The sequence below is a fragment of the Salinicoccus sp. CNSTN-B1 genome, assembly GCF_054792835.1.
This window is the reverse complement of the sequence record NZ_JBTWMN010000004.1, coordinates 1374969-1391591: the sequence shown is the minus strand read 5'-3', so window position 1 is coordinate 1391591 and position 16623 is coordinate 1374969. Positions and strand designations below refer to the sequence as shown.

General features: G+C 44.9%; 17 protein-coding genes and 3 pseudogenes. 17 read left to right on the top strand and 3 right to left on the bottom strand.

Translation table 11 applies throughout. From position 1 onward, the window contains the following. The first annotated feature begins 78 nt into the window (after positions 1-78). Both ACYF68_RS08280 and ACYF68_RS08275 read left to right on the top strand, forming a co-directional pair. Positions 79-633, top strand: coding sequence for a transposase (locus ACYF68_RS08280; RefSeq protein ID WP_461046286.1), 555 nt, complete (start codon positions 79-81; stop codon positions 631-633). A 73-nt stretch (positions 634-706) separates the two neighbouring features. Then, on the top strand, positions 707-1636 hold the full coding sequence (locus ACYF68_RS08275) for an IS3 family transposase (RefSeq protein ID WP_344703364.1): 930 nt from the start codon (positions 707-709) through the stop codon (positions 1634-1636). A gap of 96 nt (positions 1637-1732) precedes the next feature. Here the strand turns inward: ACYF68_RS08275 and ACYF68_RS08270 are convergent, their stop codons facing one another. Continuing rightward, complete coding sequence (locus ACYF68_RS08270) at positions 1733-2695, bottom strand: 4-hydroxy-3-methylbut-2-enyl diphosphate reductase (RefSeq protein ID WP_461046284.1); 963 nt, start codon at positions 2693-2695, stop codon at positions 1733-1735. 139 nt (positions 2696-2834) lie between these two features. On the opposite strand from ACYF68_RS08270, the gene ACYF68_RS08265 reads away from it, so the two are divergent. The 8 genes and pseudogenes from ACYF68_RS08265 to ACYF68_RS08230 all read left to right on the top strand — a co-directional run bounded on the left by ACYF68_RS08265 (position 2835) and on the right by ACYF68_RS08230 (position 9190). Continuing rightward, entirely contained in the window at positions 2835-4148 is a 1314-nt protein-coding gene (locus tag ACYF68_RS08265; RefSeq protein WP_344702143.1) for a DEAD/DEAH box helicase, read from the top strand. Positions 4149-4165: 17 nt separating this feature from the next. Then, positions 4166-5076 (top strand): annotated as a pseudogene (locus tag ACYF68_RS08260) (deoxyribonuclease IV). A 112-nt stretch (positions 5077-5188) separates the two neighbouring features. After that, on the top strand, positions 5189-5971 hold the full coding sequence (locus ACYF68_RS08255) for a metal ABC transporter ATP-binding protein (protein WP_344702146.1): 783 nt from the start codon (positions 5189-5191) through the stop codon (positions 5969-5971). Further along, positions 5968-6789: pseudogene (locus ACYF68_RS08250) on the top strand (metal ABC transporter permease); the annotation flags it as partial. The gene ACYF68_RS08255 and the pseudogene ACYF68_RS08250, both read left to right, overlap by 4 nt. 3 nt (positions 6790-6792) lie before the next feature. Beyond that, positions 6793-7245, top strand: coding sequence for a Fur family transcriptional regulator (locus tag ACYF68_RS08245; protein WP_461047548.1), 453 nt, complete (start codon positions 6793-6795; stop codon positions 7243-7245). Between the two features lie 49 nt (positions 7246-7294). Further along, entirely contained in the window at positions 7295-7675 is a 381-nt protein-coding gene (locus ACYF68_RS08240) for a GntR family transcriptional regulator (protein ID WP_344702152.1), read from the top strand. Positions 7676-7725: 50 nt separating this feature from the next. Then, a complete protein-coding gene (locus ACYF68_RS08235; protein WP_461046281.1) occupies positions 7726-8544 on the top strand; it encodes an ABC transporter ATP-binding protein in 819 nt (272 codons plus the stop codon). Further along, on the top strand, positions 8537-9190 hold the full coding sequence (locus ACYF68_RS08230; protein ID WP_344702156.1) for a hypothetical protein: 654 nt from the start codon (positions 8537-8539) through the stop codon (positions 9188-9190). Before ACYF68_RS08235 ends, ACYF68_RS08230 begins: the two co-directional genes overlap by 8 nt. Before the next feature lie 136 nt (positions 9191-9326). Here ACYF68_RS08230 and ispG read toward each other — a convergent pair whose 3' ends face one another. Both ispG and ACYF68_RS08220 read right to left on the bottom strand, forming a co-directional pair. Then, positions 9327-10442: a flavodoxin-dependent (E)-4-hydroxy-3-methylbut-2-enyl-diphosphate synthase gene (gene ispG, locus ACYF68_RS08225; protein ID WP_425568351.1), complete on the bottom strand. Its 1116-nt coding sequence runs from the start codon at positions 10440-10442 to the stop codon at positions 9327-9329. A gap of 89 nt (positions 10443-10531) precedes the next feature. Next, complete coding sequence (locus ACYF68_RS08220; protein ID WP_344702160.1) at positions 10532-11260, bottom strand: DUF1189 family protein; 729 nt, start codon at positions 11258-11260, stop codon at positions 10532-10534. 155 nt (positions 11261-11415) lie between these two features. Between ACYF68_RS08220 and ACYF68_RS08215 the strand changes: the two are divergent. The 7 genes and pseudogenes from ACYF68_RS08215 to ACYF68_RS08185 all read left to right on the top strand — a co-directional run bounded on the left by ACYF68_RS08215 (position 11416) and on the right by ACYF68_RS08185 (position 16621). Next, positions 11416-12017 (top strand): annotated as a pseudogene (locus tag ACYF68_RS08215) (superoxide dismutase). A 117-nt stretch (positions 12018-12134) separates the two neighbouring features. Next, entirely contained in the window at positions 12135-13427 is a 1293-nt protein-coding gene (locus tag ACYF68_RS08210; protein ID WP_461046279.1) for a penicillin-binding transpeptidase domain-containing protein, read from the top strand. Positions 13428-13521: 94 nt separating this feature from the next. After that, complete coding sequence (locus ACYF68_RS08205; protein WP_461046277.1) at positions 13522-14316, top strand: penicillin-binding transpeptidase domain-containing protein; 795 nt, start codon at positions 13522-13524, stop codon at positions 14314-14316. Positions 14317-14463: 147 nt separating this feature from the next. Continuing rightward, positions 14464-14907 carry a 5-formyltetrahydrofolate cyclo-ligase gene (locus ACYF68_RS08200; RefSeq protein WP_461046275.1) on the top strand — a complete coding sequence of 148 codons (444 nt, stop codon included), beginning with the start codon at positions 14464-14466 and terminating at the stop codon, positions 14905-14907. Then, positions 14811-15035, top strand: a complete 225-nt coding sequence (locus ACYF68_RS08195; protein ID WP_461047546.1) for a 5-formyltetrahydrofolate cyclo-ligase — start codon at positions 14811-14813, stop codon at positions 15033-15035. Before ACYF68_RS08200 ends, ACYF68_RS08195 begins: the two co-directional genes overlap by 97 nt. Beyond that, positions 15004-16440 (top strand): rhomboid family intramembrane serine protease, encoded by a 1437-nt coding sequence (locus ACYF68_RS08190; protein ID WP_344702168.1) that lies wholly within the window; start codon positions 15004-15006, stop codon positions 16438-16440. The genes ACYF68_RS08195 and ACYF68_RS08190 overlap by 32 nt, the downstream gene beginning before the upstream one ends. Continuing rightward, the gene (locus tag ACYF68_RS08185) at positions 16433-16621 is read left to right on the top strand and encodes a YqgQ family protein (RefSeq protein ID WP_344702170.1); all 189 of its coding nucleotides are present in this window, start codon (positions 16433-16435) and stop codon (positions 16619-16621) included. Before ACYF68_RS08190 ends, ACYF68_RS08185 begins: the two co-directional genes overlap by 8 nt. Positions 16622-16623: the final 2 nt, after the last annotated feature.

The window sequence follows — 16623 nt, the reverse complement described above, 5'->3', positions numbered from 1 at the left end:
AACGGGGCACACGCGATGAGGTGCTACCTCCTAAGTTTACAGATGAAAGAAAAAATCTGTAGCTTAGGAGGTTTTTTAATGGCCAGACATCGCAGTTTCAAAGAAAAGATGGCAATTATAGAGCATTATTTAACACATGGTGATATGAAGACGACCAGCAGACGATTTGAGGTTAGTAAAACAACCATTCATCGATGGGTGTTAACGCATCAAGAGAAAGGGCCTGAGTCACTGGCAGTCAGAAGACGGCATCATACCTATTCAACCGATTTCAAAGAAAGAGTCATCCTTGAGTATTTAGAGCAGGGCATTGGGTATCTCCCACTCGCAAGGAAATACGATATTGCTTCTGATACTACAGTCAAACAATGGGTCATCGAGTATACTGAAGGTAAAAGATTAAAATCGACCTTTGGGGGTGCGCGCTCTATGACGAAAAGCAGAAAGCCGACATATGAAGAACGATTGGAAATCGCACAGTATCACGCAACCCATGATGTCAGTATCCGTGAGCTCTCAGAACGATTCGATGTCTCCTATCAACAAGCGTATCAATATGTGAAGAAGTACGAGAGAGCGGGGCAGATGGCCTCGAAGACCGACGGGGCCGCCCTAAACCGGAAGCAGCGTTGACTGAAGTCGACAAACTGAAGCGTGAGCTGGAAATCGAACGGAATAAGCTTAAAAAAGTGGAAGTGGAGAATGCATTCTTAAAAAAGTTGGAAGAACTCGAGAGGAGACGCAAGTAAGCCGGGTTCGGGGTCAACGGATTCATGAAGCGATCACAGAACTGCACAGCGCAGGCTACTCCATCTCTGAACTGTGCGCAGTCGCAAACATCAGCCGCCAAGCGTATTATCAGTACCAAAAGCGCCAAAAAACGAAGAATGAAATTGAAAACGAAACAATTGCCGCATGCATCGCGGACTTCTACATCAAGTACCAGGGGGTGCCGGGGTATCGCATGATGCGTCACCTTGTGAACCGTCATTTGAACACGGCCTACAGTCGTAACCGTATCCTGCGCATCATGCGGCTGATGGGCATTCAGTCCGTCACACGGAAGAAGAAGATGGTCCGCACCATGAAATCCGGCGACTTCACGGCAAAGAATGGCCTGGGCCGACAGTTCATCTCGGAATTTAAGAACGAAAAGTGGTTGACCGATGTGACCGAGTTCAAGTTGAAGACTGGCCGGCGGGTCTTCATGTGTGCGATTCTCGATCTGTTTGATAACAGTATCGTCGCTTACCGATTCGGTCTCAGTAATAATAACCGGCTGGTGTTTGATACACTCAAGGCAGCGCTCGCAGCCAATCCAGGCGCCTCCCCCATGATCCACAGTGATCGCGGCTTCCAGTTCACATCATATGGTTTCAGAAAGATTTTAAAGGCGCATGGCATGACGCAAAGCATGTCCCGTGTTGGCAAGTGCATTGATAACGGGCCGATGGAGTCGTTCTTTGGCAAACTGAAATCGGAACGGTACAATCTGGTGCGGAAAGATACTGGATATGGGACGTATCAGCAACTCATAGATGATCTGGATGTCTACATCCATTTTTACAATCACGAACGCCCGCAAGAGGTACTCTACGGCCTTACGCCTGTCGAATTACGCAAGATTGCCGCATAAAAAAACTGAGATTCTAATCGATTAGAATCTCAGCAAAAATTATTTTATTCATCTGTAAACTTTAGTGGTACCAGATCACGATGTGCCCCGTTTTTTTTAGTCCATTATTTTTACTGGTTTTGCTTTTTTGATCTTAGGCAGTATTTTGGAAGTCGGTACCGTGGATTGCGGTGCTGTTGCATTCGCCTTATCATATTCTTTGATGTAGTCGATCACTTCTTTAACGATTGGAGTTGGCGTCGAGGCGCCTGCAGTGATTGCCACACTGTCTATATTTTCGAGCCACTCATTCTTCAATTCATCGAGTGAACTGATGCGGTAGGCATTAGTGTGGGCGATTTCCTTGGAAACCTGGGCCAACCTGTTCGAGTTGTTACTTTTCGGGTCACCGACGACTATAAGCAGATCTGCCTCCTGTGCCTGCTCGGCAACCGCTTCCTGACGGACCTGGGTCGCCATGCATATCTCCTTATGCACCTCGATGTGCGGGAACTGAAGCTTGAGCTGATCCATCAGATGACTGACGTCCCACGTACTCATCGTCGTCTGATTGGTCACGATGAGCTTCTTGTCCTTGAGGGATTCCGGCAGCGTTTTGACATCTTCTATTGTTTCCACGAGATGTACGTTATCGGGTGCGACGCCGATAGCGCCCTCTGGTTCAGGGTGATTTTTCTTACCGATGTAGACAACGTCATAACCATCAGCTGTGCGTTCCCGGATGAGTTGGTGGGTGACTTCGACGTCCGGGCATGTTGCATCAATGCACGTCAGCCCCTTTTCCTTGGCCCGTGCCTTGACCTGGGGCGAGACACCGTGTGCTGTAAATATTACAGTACCTTCATCTATGCCCTCCAGAATTTCCAGACGGTTGGCACCGTCCAATGTGACGATACCCTCTTCTTCAAACGCATCTGTCACGTGTTTATTGTGCACTATCATTCCCAGTATATATATCGGGCGAGGCAGAGTCTTGTCCATGGAAGCATTCTTGGCGATCACCATTGCATCCACAACACCATAACAGTAGCCACGCGGGCTTATTTTAATAATATCCATGAAGTTTATTCCTCCCTTACAGGCATTATAACTGAAACCAACTGAATTTGAAATCAACACACGGTATGAATGGTGTAGATTAAGGGAAATGTTTCAGTTATAATAAATGTTGAGTTTATTTAAGAAATCAGGTGAAGCAATGAGTAATGCATTCAAAAGATTCAATTTCAGCGATAAGATGCTGAATGCAATCGATCGTATAAATTTCACGCACCCCACACTGGTGCAGGAACGCGTCATCCCGAAAGTGCTGAAAAAGGACAACGTGGTTGTCCAGTCCGAAACGGGAAGCGGGAAATCCCATGCCTTCCTGTTACCGATCATACATGAAATCAACCCAGAGAGTCCCCGCACACAAGCTGTAATCCTGGCACCGACCAGAGAGCTTGCCAAACAGCTCCACCAAATGACACTCGGCATATTGGAGAGCTATCCGGAAATTACCGCCAAGGCGTTTATAGGCGGGACAGACATAGAACGGGACACACAAAAAGCCTCCCATGCGCCCCATATCGTAATCGGTACGCCGACAAGAGTCAAGGATCTGCGGGATAACGGAGGATTGAACCTGCGTCATGTGACGCGCCTCGTCATAGATGAGGCGGATTTGATGATCGACCTCGGTTTCCTGGAACAGATAGACAGCATATCTTCCTCAGTCGATGAAAAATCCCAGTTCCTCGTATTCTCTGCAACAATACCTGAGGCACTAAGGAATTTCCTCAGAAAATATATCGGGGACACCGAAGTGATTGTCATAGACCAGCCGAGGAACAAGGCTTCCATCCACTACAGCCTTGTGCCGGTCAAAGGGGACGATAAAGCCAAGAAAGTGTTGGAGCTCACCGAAAACATCACGCCATACATCGGTCTCATCTTTGCGAATTCCAAAGAGCGTGCCGATGATCTGTTTGATTACCTAAACAGCAACGGGGTGAATGTCGGTTTGTTCCACGGTGGCCTGAAGCCCCGTGAACGGACGAAGGAAATCAGGAAAATACGGAGTCTTGAATATGAATGGATTGTGGCGAGTGATTTGGCTGCCAGGGGCCTTGATATAGATGGTGCCTCCCACGTCATCAACTACGATATTCCAAAAGATATAGAATTCTTCACGCACCGCATTGGACGTGTGGGACGTGGCAACTATACAGGTACTGGAATCACCATCTACACGCCGGAGGATGAGCATCTCATCAATCTACTGGAGTCCAAAGGCTATGCATTTGTGCATGAAGACATCAAAAATGGTGAACTGACCGAAATCAAATCCAGAACAGAGCGTGCCAAACGTAAAAGGCGCGAGTCCCATCTCGAAAATCAGCTCGTAAATAAAGTCAAGAAACGTAAGAAAGTCAAACCAGGCTATAAAAAGAAGATGAAGTCCGAACTCGATGCGCTGAAAAGGGAAGAGCGCATGAAACATGCCAAACGCAATAAGAAAAAAAGATAGGTTGGAAAGGTGATACAATGCTTATAGGATCACATGTCTCGATGAGTGGAAAAAGATGCTGGAAGCAGCCAGCATCTCAGCTGCAAGTTTTGGAGCGAGTACTTTTATGATCTATACCGGTGCTCCCCAGAACACGAGAAGAAAGAAGATAGAAGACTTGAATATAGAAGCCGGCAAACGCCACATGGCGGATAACGGCATTTCGAATATCGTCGTCCACGCGCCCTACATCATCAATATCGCAAATTCCGAACGGGAAGGGGTCTTTGAACATGGTGTAGAGTTCCTTCAGGAAGAAATCGTCAGAACAGAACATCTAGGTAGCAGACAGATCGTCCTACATCCCGGCAGCCATGTCGAAACAGGGGCTGAGCGCGGCATCCAGTCGATCATCGATGGATTGAACCAAGTGCTTGAGAATGACCATGATGTACAGATAGCTCTTGAAACGATGGCCGGAAAGGGAACGGAAGTCGGCCGTACATTTGAAGAGTTGGCTCAGATCATCGAAGGTGTGGAACATGATGAACGGTTGAGCGTCTGTTTCGACACATGCCACGTCCACGATGCCGGTTATGATATCGTCAATGATTTCGAAGGCGTGATGGAGGAATTCGACCGCATCATCGGCAAGGACAGGATTAAAGTCCTCCACATCAACGACTCTAAGAACGAACGCGGTGCGCATAAGGACCGCCATGAGAATATCGGTTTCGGACATATCGGTTTTGACGCCCTGCACCACATCGTGCATCATCCTGATTTCAAGGATATCCCTAAAATACTTGAAACCCCATTCGTCGGGCCGGATAAAAAGAATAGGGTAGCACCTTACAAACATGAAATTGAAATGCTTAAAGAGGGTACATTCAATCCATCCCTTAAAGAAGAAATAAATCCTATGATCGCAGATACAGAAGCACAATAGAGAGGAAGGCTCAGGCCTTCCTCTCTATTTTATTTCGTAATCATTCCTATTTACAAACTGTAATGATTCTTCTATAATATTATGATGATCATAAATCGAAGGAGCAACCACCATGGAGCATCCCATTTTCGAACTGAAAAATATTTCATATGTCTATAAAGACAAGATGGAAACGACCCAAGCTTTAAAAGACATTAATCTGAAAGTACACAAAGGAGACTTTGTAGCACTCGTGGGACCAAATGGGTCGGGCAAGACGACCCTCATCAAATTGATCCTTGGAGTCTTGAAGCTTCAGACTGGGGAAATATACATCAACGGCAAAAGCCTGCGCCACTTTCAGGCATGGCAGGAAGTCGGCTATGTATCACAGAAATCCAACAGTTTCGCAAAAGGATTCCCAGCGACTGTCAGTGAAGTCATACTGAGTGGCCTGACAAAGTCCAAAGGACTGTTCAGCCGTTTCAAAAAAGAAGACTACGACAAGCTGGATGAAGTGCTTGCGCTTTTGAACATAGTGGAGCTGAAGGATAAGAACATTTCCCAATTGTCGGGCGGCCAGACCCAGCGTGTCTTCATCGCGCGTGCACTGATCAACAGGCCGAGCATACTCGTGCTTGATGAACCGACCGTCGGAATAGATGCCAAGCATGTAAAGGAGTTCTATGACGTGTTGCTCCGCCTTAAGGAACAATCCGTGACGATTCTCCTGGTCACCCATGACATCGGTGTAGTGGTGGACCATGCCAACGAAGTGGCGTGCCTCAATGAACACCTTCACTTCCATGGCAGCAACCATGAGTTCAAAAATCTTGGGGAAGCAGAACTTTCGAAGATTTACGGCTTTCCGCTGCAGTTGGTCTCCCACGATCATGAGAGGAGCTGCTGTGAATGATTCAGGCATTCTTTGAATATGACTTTATAAGATACTCAGTCATCAGCGGCCTGATCGCCGGATTGATTGCACCACTCATTGGTACATTCATCGTCATCAGGCGCCTTTCCCTGATTGCAGATGCACTCAGCCATGTGACGCTTGGTGGCATTACATTCGGGGTCTATCTGTCCTCCCTTATCGGCACGGCCATAAATCCCCTGGTTACCGGTATATTGTTTTCGATACTCGGTGCTCTAGGGATTGAACGCCTCCGTACAGTCTACAAGCATTATCAGGAGCTCGCCATTCCAATCATCATGAGCTTTGGTGTGGCATTGAGCGTATTGTTTCTGTCACTGGCGGATGGCTTCAATCAGGATCTCTTCGGCTATCTGTTCGGGAGCATCAGTGCCGTCAACTTGTTTGACCTCACATTGATCGCTTCAATCGGGGTCATTGTATTGGTCTTCATATTCTTCCTATACAAAGAGATGTTTCTAGTGTCCTTCGATGAAGAATATGCAGATGTGATGAACATCAGCAAATGGATCCATTTCCTGTTCATCGTGGTCGTTGCACTCGTCATCAGCGCTTCGATGAGGATTGTCGGCATACTGCTTGTCAGTGCTTTGATGACCCTGCCCGTCGCTTCTGCCATGCGTGTCACCTCAAGCTTTAAGCAGCTTATGGCAATGAGCGTCATATTTGGTGAAATTGCCGTCATCATCGGACTTTTTATAAGTTTTCATCTGGATATTTCACCAGGCGGCACAATCGTACTTGTATCATTAGCTATCCTCATGGGTGCCATTATACTGGATCACATAGGAGTGAAAAAGATGGGGAACAATCTGAATCAATATAAAGATAAATTAAGAAAGAATAAGCTTAAAGTAACTGAGAAAAGGATGCGCATGATTGAAACGCTTCTTGAAGGGGACCGTTACATGAGTGCAAAAGACATCCAGGAGATTCTTAAACCAGAGTACCCTGGCATGAGCTACGACACCATTTACCGAAACTTGTATACCCTAAAAGATATTGAAGTCCTTGAGCAGACGACATTATCCGGGGAAATGCATTATAAGATAGCCTGCACGACACATCACCATCACCATTTCATCTGTGATGACTGTGGTGAGACGAAAGTCATCCGCTACTGTCCAGTGGAAACATGGCAGAGCGAGTTGGAGGATGTCGAAATAAAAAACCATAAAATAGAGCTTTATGGTTTGTGTGGCGCATGTAAGGAAGCCAAGAATCTATTAGATTCTGGTTTTTTGTTGACCTAATAGTACATAGTGTGTATATTATATATATACATTATGTACGGGGGAGGTGATGGATCTGGATATAAAAATTTCAAATCAGGGTGATGTACCGATATATGAACAGTTGAAAAACGAAATCATACGTCACATTATAACTGGCACATTGAAACCGGGGGAGCCCCTGTTATCGATGCGGGCTCTGGCAAAGGAACTGAGCATTAGTATCATCACTACCAAACGAGCGTATCAGGATCTTGAAGCTTCAGGGTATGTATATTCCGTCGTTGGGAAGGGCACATTTGTTAAGGAACAGGATAACGAAAGTAGAAGAGAACAGATATTAATCGAAGTTGAAAAGAAATTGAAAGACCTGATTTCAACCGCGAATAAGATCGAGTTGTCTACTGAAGAACTGATGGAGATGATGAAAGTAATGGAGGGAGAGCAATAATGAATGCTTTAACCATCACTGGATTAAACAAGGATATGGGACGATTCAGATTGAAAGATATTACGCTAAACATCAGGAAAGGATATATCACTGGGATGATAGGCGAGAACGGTGCAGGAAAATCCACTTTAATTCAGCATATATTGTCATTGAAGAAACAGGATGAGGGGCAGATTAGCATATTGGGCCAAGACCTCGAGACGGAAAGGGAAGCACTGCTGAACCGCATTGGAGTGGTTATGTCGGAAAACTATCTCCCTCAAAATATCAGCCCGAAAAAACTTAATAAACTTTTGGCAGTCTACTATAAAAATTGGCGGCCCGATAAATTCTTTAGCTTTTTGAAACGATTCAACATAGATGAAGCAAGCAAAATAAAATACTTTTCCACCGGGGAAAAAGCGAAGCTTTCCATTGCTGTTGCGTTGAGCCATGAGGCTGAACTACTGATTTTAGATGAACCAACTTCAAACCTTGACCCGACATTCAGGAGAGAATTGCTAGATATTTTGCAGACACTCATGATGGAAGAAAATACAACTATACTCTTCAGTACCCACATTACCACAGATCTCGAGAAAATTGCCGACTATATCGTAATGATAGATGAAGGGGAAATAGTGTTTGATATGGAGAGAGAAGTACTTTTTGACTCCTATAAAAAAGTGAAGGGAGACCTTCAAATTATCGAAGATGCGGATGAACTATTAATCGGTACAACTACGAATGCACTCGGTTTTGAAGCAATGACAAGAGAACATCAAGCCCTTGAAGAGCTCTATGGAAATAAAGTGTTAATTGAAAATCTGACTATAGAAGAAATTATGTACTTCTTAAAAAATACGAAAAGAGGGGTAGATAATGAATAAGCAACTCTATTTGAATATGTTCTTGTCCAAGTGGATATGGTATTTCGGCATGTCCGTAATCTTTATAAATCTTTTCACCACGATTTTCATATCAGATTATAAAGAAGTACTAATGCCGTTCATCGATTTGTTAAATATTATTGCAGTACTTTACACAACTTCGAGTTATCTGAGCATCCATCATATGATGAAGCAGGATGGCAACCATCACTTCTACTTTTCACTGCCTAACACGAAAAGAAATATCATCACAGGCGACTATCTTTACTATATACTCATGATGGCTTTGACAACCGCTATTTTTGGCAGTTACATGACGCTTACTCAGACCACCTATTATGCATATGGTTTTGTAATGTTAATGGGTATAAGCCTTATAATGATGAGCTTTTATTATCTTGGCTTTGCAAAGTATTGGCTGCGATATCTGTTTACTGGATATTTTATATATGGGGTCCCTATGGTGTTGACATGGTTATTTCATTTTATGCCCCTGGTCAATATCAGTCAGATGGACAAGAATATGCCGGGAATGAATTTTTATCTCTATCACTTACCAGTCTATACTATCGTTTTCGCCATAATGCTACTCATCCTCAGCTATGTAATTAACCTCCAGAACATAAGGAAATATGATATGGCATAATATTTCTTCGAAGAGTTTTTTGCAACGATTGTTAAAGGTATCTTTCCTGTCAGTATACTATGTTCCAATCAGTTGATTTATGTGGCACAAAAAAGTCCCGGCAACCAATTTAAGTTGTCCGGGACACTTTGCTGTGTTATTTATTTGCCGCTTCTTCTTTGGCTTTACGTTCTTTTTCGTAATGTTCTTCAGCCAGTATATCGATTTCCTTCTTGAGCTCATCGACCATCGTTTCTTCCGGCACTTTTCTGACTGTCTTACCGTGCATGAAAAGAAGTCCTTCCCCACGGGCACCTGCTATACCGATATCCGCTTCGCGAGCTTCGCCTGGTCCGTTTACTGCACAACCAAGTACCGCCACTTTAAGCGGTGCCTTGATGGATGAAATATATTCTTCCACTTCATTCGCGATTGAAATCAAGTCGATCTCGATACGGCCACATGTCGGGCATGCAATGAGAGTGGCTGCGTTACTTGCCAGACCGTAGCTTTTCAGAAGTTCTCTTCCGACTTTGATCTCTTCAACAGGATCGGCAGATAGGGATATGCGCATCGTATTGCCGATGCCGCGTGAAATGATGGCACCGAGTCCCGCAGAACTTTTCACAGTACCGGCAAATAGGGTACCACTCTCAGTGATGCCGAGGTGCAGCGGATAATCAAATGCTGCTGCCGCTTTCTCATACGCTTCTATCGCCAAGTTGACGTCTGAGGCCTTCATGGAGACGATGATATCGTGGAAATCAAGGTCTTCCAAGATCTTGATGTGGTGCAGGGCACTCTCCACCATGCCGTCGGCTGTCGGATAACCGTATTTTTGAATGATGTGTTTCTCAAGACTTCCGGCATTGACGCCGATGCGGATCGGGATGCCTTTCGCTTTACACGCCTTCACCACTTCTTCGACTCTCTCCCGGCGTCCGATATTGCCTGGATTGATGCGGATTTTATCTGCGCCGCCTTCTACAGCGAGAAGGGCGAGCTTATAGTCAAAATGGATGTCCACAACGAGTGGAATATTGATCTGTTTTTTTATTTCTGGAATGGCGAGTGCATCTTCCTCTTTAGGACATGCAACACGTACTATCTGGCATCCTGCTTCTTCAAGACGATTGATTTCTGCGACTGTCGCTTCGACATCATGTGTCTTTGTCGTCGTCATGCTTTGGATGATGATCTGATCGGAACCGCCGATCGTCAAATCGCCAACCTTTACAGGTCTTGTATTAGTACGATGTGTTATTTGGGACATAATCAAGCTCCTCATGTATATGATGATACTCTAAATCACTAGCAATTATACTAGAAACCGGCCAGAAATGTAAATGTAATGCCTACTGATTACGTTTTCATGACCGGCAGTTTCCTGAAGTAATGGATATAGAACGGCAACGTCAAAAGATATAGGGACCAGAGCATGCTTCCCGAAAGCAGCTCGACTAGAGCCATCGGCAAGAGGATGAACGCAGTTGCAAAGGAAATGAATTTGTACCAGTTCATAAAGCGCGATTTCCGTTTCAGCAATGCCGAAGATGTATGGAAGAGATAGGCAAGGATCGACATGAAGATGACGCTAAAGAACATGACCACAAATATAAAGAAGACCACATATACTGACACGTAGAAATAAAGGCTTGAAGATTGTTGGGATATGAAAGTCTTGAGCCCCTCATCATCCTTGACGTCGCCGATATAGGAATAGTCGAACCCAGTGTTTTGCACATCACGGATGTATATGCCGTCTTTTACGAAACCGATCAGAACATTGCGATCTTCTACTGAATCGGTGGCGACTTCACTGCTGAAAAGGACATCATTCCCTTTTATTGACACAGTTTCATCCTCACCGACGTATTGGCCATCTACAATGGAGAATTCCGGAATTTCCGATTCGATGTCTGCAAGTCCAGCCGCAGCATTGGCACTTTGAAAAAGCGCAATGATGTTCGGCAATGCGATAAGCAATGAGATGACGAATATATTCAACAGCATGTGTTTGAAGTTTGCCGTTCTAAAAAGCGGGTATTTCTCAAATGTAAGCAGACGCTTGTAAAAAGTGAACAGTTTCATCTTGTAACGCTTCCTTTTGTACTAATGTATTGTAGTGCAGGCGTCACTCAGCCCTTAGGCTGAATAATCCATACCAATGTGCAATACATTTGTCATTTTATCATTGAATTGATATATTTGGTATGTAAACAAATCACTATGGAGGGGAATTTACTATGGCTTTTGAACTACCAGAACTACCTTATGCATATGATGCGTTGGAACCACACATCGATAAAGAAACGATGGAAATCCACCATACAAAGCATCATAACACCTATGTAACTAAACTCAATGACGCTGTCAAAGGCACAGACCTTGAAAGCAAGTCCATTGAAGACATCATTAAAATCTGGATTCAGTTCCTGAAGACAAGAAAACAGCAGTGAGAAACAATGGTGGCGGACACCTTAACCACTCACTATTCTGGGAGCTCCTCACTCCAGAAACAAAAGAACTCTCTGGTGAACTCAAAGACGCAATCGAATCCAAATTCGATTCTGTAGACAAATTCAAAGAAGAATTTGAAGCAGCAGGTGCTGGACGCTTCGGTTCCGGCTGGGCTTGGCTCGTTGTAAACAATGGTGAGCTCGAAATCGTATCTACACCTAACCAGGACAACCCAGTAACAGACGGCAAGGCACCTATCCTCGGTGTTGACGTTTGGGAACATGCCTACTACCTGAAATACCAAAACAAACGTCCAGAATACTTGAAAGCTTTCTGGAACGTCGTCAATTGGGATAAGGTAAGCGAATTGTACAGCAATGCTAAATAATTCCAAGCAATGGGAATGGGACGGGCAACCGTCCCTTTTTTGATTTCCAGAACCAAAGATTCCATAATGTGATAGAATGACATTACATATTTTTCAGGTAAAAGAGGATGAGTTTTATTGAAAAGAGCCAAAACCAAGAGTCTTGAAACCATAAATAATCAAGTGATGAAATCCAGGATAAACATAATCATGCTGATCGTCTTCCTTCTTTGCCTGGCACTCATATTCCGCATAGGTTATCTGCAGATCGTCAAAGGGGATATGTACCAGGAAGAGGTGGAGAATGCCCAGTATGTAGAGATCAACCAAAATGTGCCGCGCGGTGAAATATACGACCGGAATGGCAACTTGCTTGTCGGCAATGCTTCCAAGAAAGCCATCTATTTCACCCGTCACCGGAATATGTCCTCCGGTGAAATAATGGATGTCGCCCTGAAGTTATCGGATTACATCGAGATGGATACTGAAAACATCTCCCTTAGGGATAAACAGGATTATCTGATCAACCGTTATCCGGAAGAAGTAGAAAAGATAATGAAAAAAGAACAGACCTTACTCGATAATGGCAATATTTCACAAAAACAGTTCAATGAAGAGTTATATAGGCAAATCGATGACCAACAGCTATCAGACATTCTGTCAGAAGAAGATCTCAACACGATCGCCGTCTTCGTCGAGATGGTCAACGCCCGGGAACTCAATCCTGTAGTCGTTAAGAGTGAGGACGTGACCGAGTCCGAGTTCGCGGCCGTGAATGAGTCGCTTGATTCATTGGAAGGCATTTCCACCGGGATGGACTGGGAACGTGAATATCCGTATGACTCCACCCTTAAGACCGTTCTCGGAGAAGTATCCTCATCAGAAGAAGGGTTGCCAAAAGAACTGCTCGATTACTATATGGCAAGGGGATATTCGCGTAATGACAGAGTAGGTAAAACCTACCTTGAATACCAATATGAAAATGTTCTGCGCGGTGAAAAGGCACAGGTTAAATATTCCACCGACAAATCAGGTAAAATACTTAAGCAGGAAACGGTCAAGAAGGGGGAGCCGGGCGATGACCTGTATCTCACCATCGATATCGAACTTCAACTTGAACTTGAAGAGATTGCCGAACATCACCTCACATCCCTCAGAAAGATGGCTGAGGAAGTGGCGGCACGCAATAATAGGACCGGGGAACTCGATTACACGATCATCCCGGAATATTTGAACACAGTTGTTCTTGTCGTGCAGGACCCGAATAATGGGGATGTGCTGGCCATGGTCGGAAAACAGCTCGATGAAAATGGTGAAATCGTCGATTACCATTATGGTGCGCTTACCTCAACCTATCCGGTAGGTTCCTCCATAAAAGGTGCCACAGTCACAACCGGCTATCAAAATGACATCATCGAGCCGGGGAAGTGATGATCGATGAGCCCCTTAATTTTGCAGGGATGATACAAAATCTTCATTCTTCAACCGCGACAGCAAAGTTGCGATAGATGACCAGGAAGCGCTGATGGTCTCTTCCAACGTCTACATGATGAAGATCGCCATGGGGCTGGCAGATTTCAGCTATACACCGGGAATGTCATTGCCGACGGATATTACAGGTGGCGCGAACAAATTGAGGAATGGCTTGAATCAATTCGGCCTCGGGGTGTCGACGGGCATTGATCTGCCGAACGAAGCCACCGGGCTCAGTCCGGATCTGACAAACAACCCATCAAATTTATTATCCCTATCCATCGGACAGTATGACACGTATTCTGCACTCCAACTGTCCCAGTACATGTCCACCATTGCAAATGGCGGAAACAGGGTTGGACTTCATATGGCAAAAGAAGTGCGCAGTGGAGATGCCAACGGGGAAGGGACACTGCTGCAATCCTTCGATGGCAAAGTGCTGAATACTGTACTGTATTCTCCAGAAGAGCTGGAGCAGATCCATAAAGGGTTCTATGATGTGTTCAACACGCATGACACCGCAACGAATCGATACGGCACCGGCTGGGATGCCTATCATGAGCTCGAACCAAAGGCTGCAGGCAAGACTGGTACGGCCGAGACAGAATTTGAAGGAATAGAGGTCCTGAACCAGACATATACAGGCTACGCGCCGTATGATGATCCGGATATGGCATTCGCCGTCATCTTCCCGAATATGCCCTATACGGTTCCTTTCTTCCCTGGACAGTACTTAGGCCGCGATGTCGTCAATAAGTATTATGAACTCTATTATGAGCAGTCACCTAAACCGAATTATCAATATAATACAGATACTTTTTATCCGAAACTCGTGTACGGACAGTAAGGCACCTTTAAAGGTGCCTTATTTTTTGGATTTATAGTGCTTGAGATGGCGGTGTATAATAGTTATTGCAACTGACGGCTTTTGATTTGACGGTGGAATGATTATAATGAAAGATAGAAATGAAATGCGGAAAGAGAGGCTTTTGAAATGAATAAGAAAGATATGCGAAAAGAGATGATGGACAGGCTGGCTTCGCTCGATCCTTCTGACAAGAAGCGCAAGGAGGAAACTTTAAAAACCAAGCTACTTGAATATATCAGTCAATTGAACATCACTTCAGTCGGCATCGTGCTGTCGATGCCGCACGAAATGGATACCGATGGCATCATCAGTCAATTGAAATCGCAAGGAATAGAAATCTATACACCCGTATGCAACTACGACCAGAAAGTGATGAACTTCTGCGAGTTCTCTTCTTTTGATGCGGTTGTAAAAGATGAAAAGGGATTGAGGTGCCAGAGGATGCCGAGCGCGTCAACAATGCACCTGGTCTCATCCTGGTCCCAGGCCTCATCTATTCTCAAACCGGCTACCGGATCGGATATGGGGGCGGGTATTATGACAAGTTTCTGGCAAACTATACCGGCCTGAAAGTATCATTACTTTTTGAAGAGCAGCTTGGTGAAGTCATTGTCGAACCCCATGATATCCCTGTAGATATATTGATTACACCAGAGCGTACGATAGATGCAGCAGAGAAGAGAAATGAAGATGCCTGATATATGGCGCACCGCCTACGAAGTGACCCGTTATACAGATTATACGTTTTACGATTTCGACCAGAGTCGTGAAGTGATATGGCTTAAAAACGATAAAAAAGCGAGTATGATGTGCCTGCATGCCACAAATGTAGACACATCATCTGAGGACGCCGTCGACTATATACTACACCGCCTGTTTATCCGCGGTCAGCATGGGGTGGTGCGTCATGTTGAAAGTTATTATCCTGATGCGGACGGGGCGTCCGAACGATTCGAAGCGGATGGCGTAGAGATTACCCACGAGGGGATCAAAGACTACGGCACTCTGATCGATAATCCTTTCTATAGATTAGACTTGAAATATAAACAATCCAAGCCTGCCGCGCATTACCAGAAACGATTGTTGAGCCGGCATCCTTTTGAACGCTATATGATCCGCTTCACTCCGATGACATATTTATTGACCGCAATCAATCTGGTTGTGTTCCTGCTCAATCTCATCCTTATCCATATAGTCGGTTCCTTCCAGCTTACAGAGCAGCTGGCTGTCAGCCACTCTGCAGTGGTTTCCGGGGATTTATACAGACTTTTGAGCAGCAGCTTCCTGCACGTCACCGTCGAGCATTTCCTGTTTAACATCTTTGCTTTATTCATAGCCGGAAAATTCATAGAAGTGCTCTATGGAAAGTGGCGCTTGGCCATCGCCTATGTATTGACAGGCATACTATCAAGTCTCTTTTCACTGGTGTTCATCACTGAAGGGGCTTCCCTCGGCGCGAGTGGGGCAGTATACGGCCTGATCGGCATTCTGATTGTACATCTGTTGATCAGAGGTAAAATCGACTTGAAGCTGCTTCTGCAGGTCGCCATTTTATTTGTGGTATTATCATTCATCTCCCAAATCATGGCGAACATCAATCATTATGCGCATTTCGGTGGACTTCTGCTTGGGGGATTGCTTGGCATACTGTTTAACCGTCAATATTTCAAACGGGTGTGGGCCATAGCATCCATTTCTCTGCTGGTGTTAATTGCAGCAGTCTCATATTTTATGGTGATGGGCTCGGACGCAGAACCGTCGCATAACCAGGAAGCAATGTCGAAGCTTCAAGCCGGGGACTATGGTGCAGCACTTGGCATCGTCACTGAAGCGGTTAATGAAGGTGATGATACAGCAGGTACCTACCACGTACTCGGACTTATTGCTGAGTACACGGGAGACTATGACCTTGCTGAACAGTACCATGAGAAAAGCTTTGAGATGAATCCGAAACATGAGTGGGCAGTGAAGCACAAGCTGCTTAAACTCAGAAAGGATAAAGACTATGAAGCCATGGGCCGAATTCTGGACGACTTGAACATTAAGAGAATTAAAGACGAAGAATTGAGGCTCATCACCAAGGAGTATTATGGAAATGAATAAGGATCTAAACCACATCAACCAACTGCTGAGACGTTTTGGCATATATGTATATGATAGGGATAGGAGCAATATGCTCCTTATGATGGAAATGGAAATCAAGGAATTATACAAGGCCGGGCTGCTCGATAAGAAAGAATATGCCGAAGCCCTGTTGATTCTAAGACACAGAAAGGACGGCTGAGC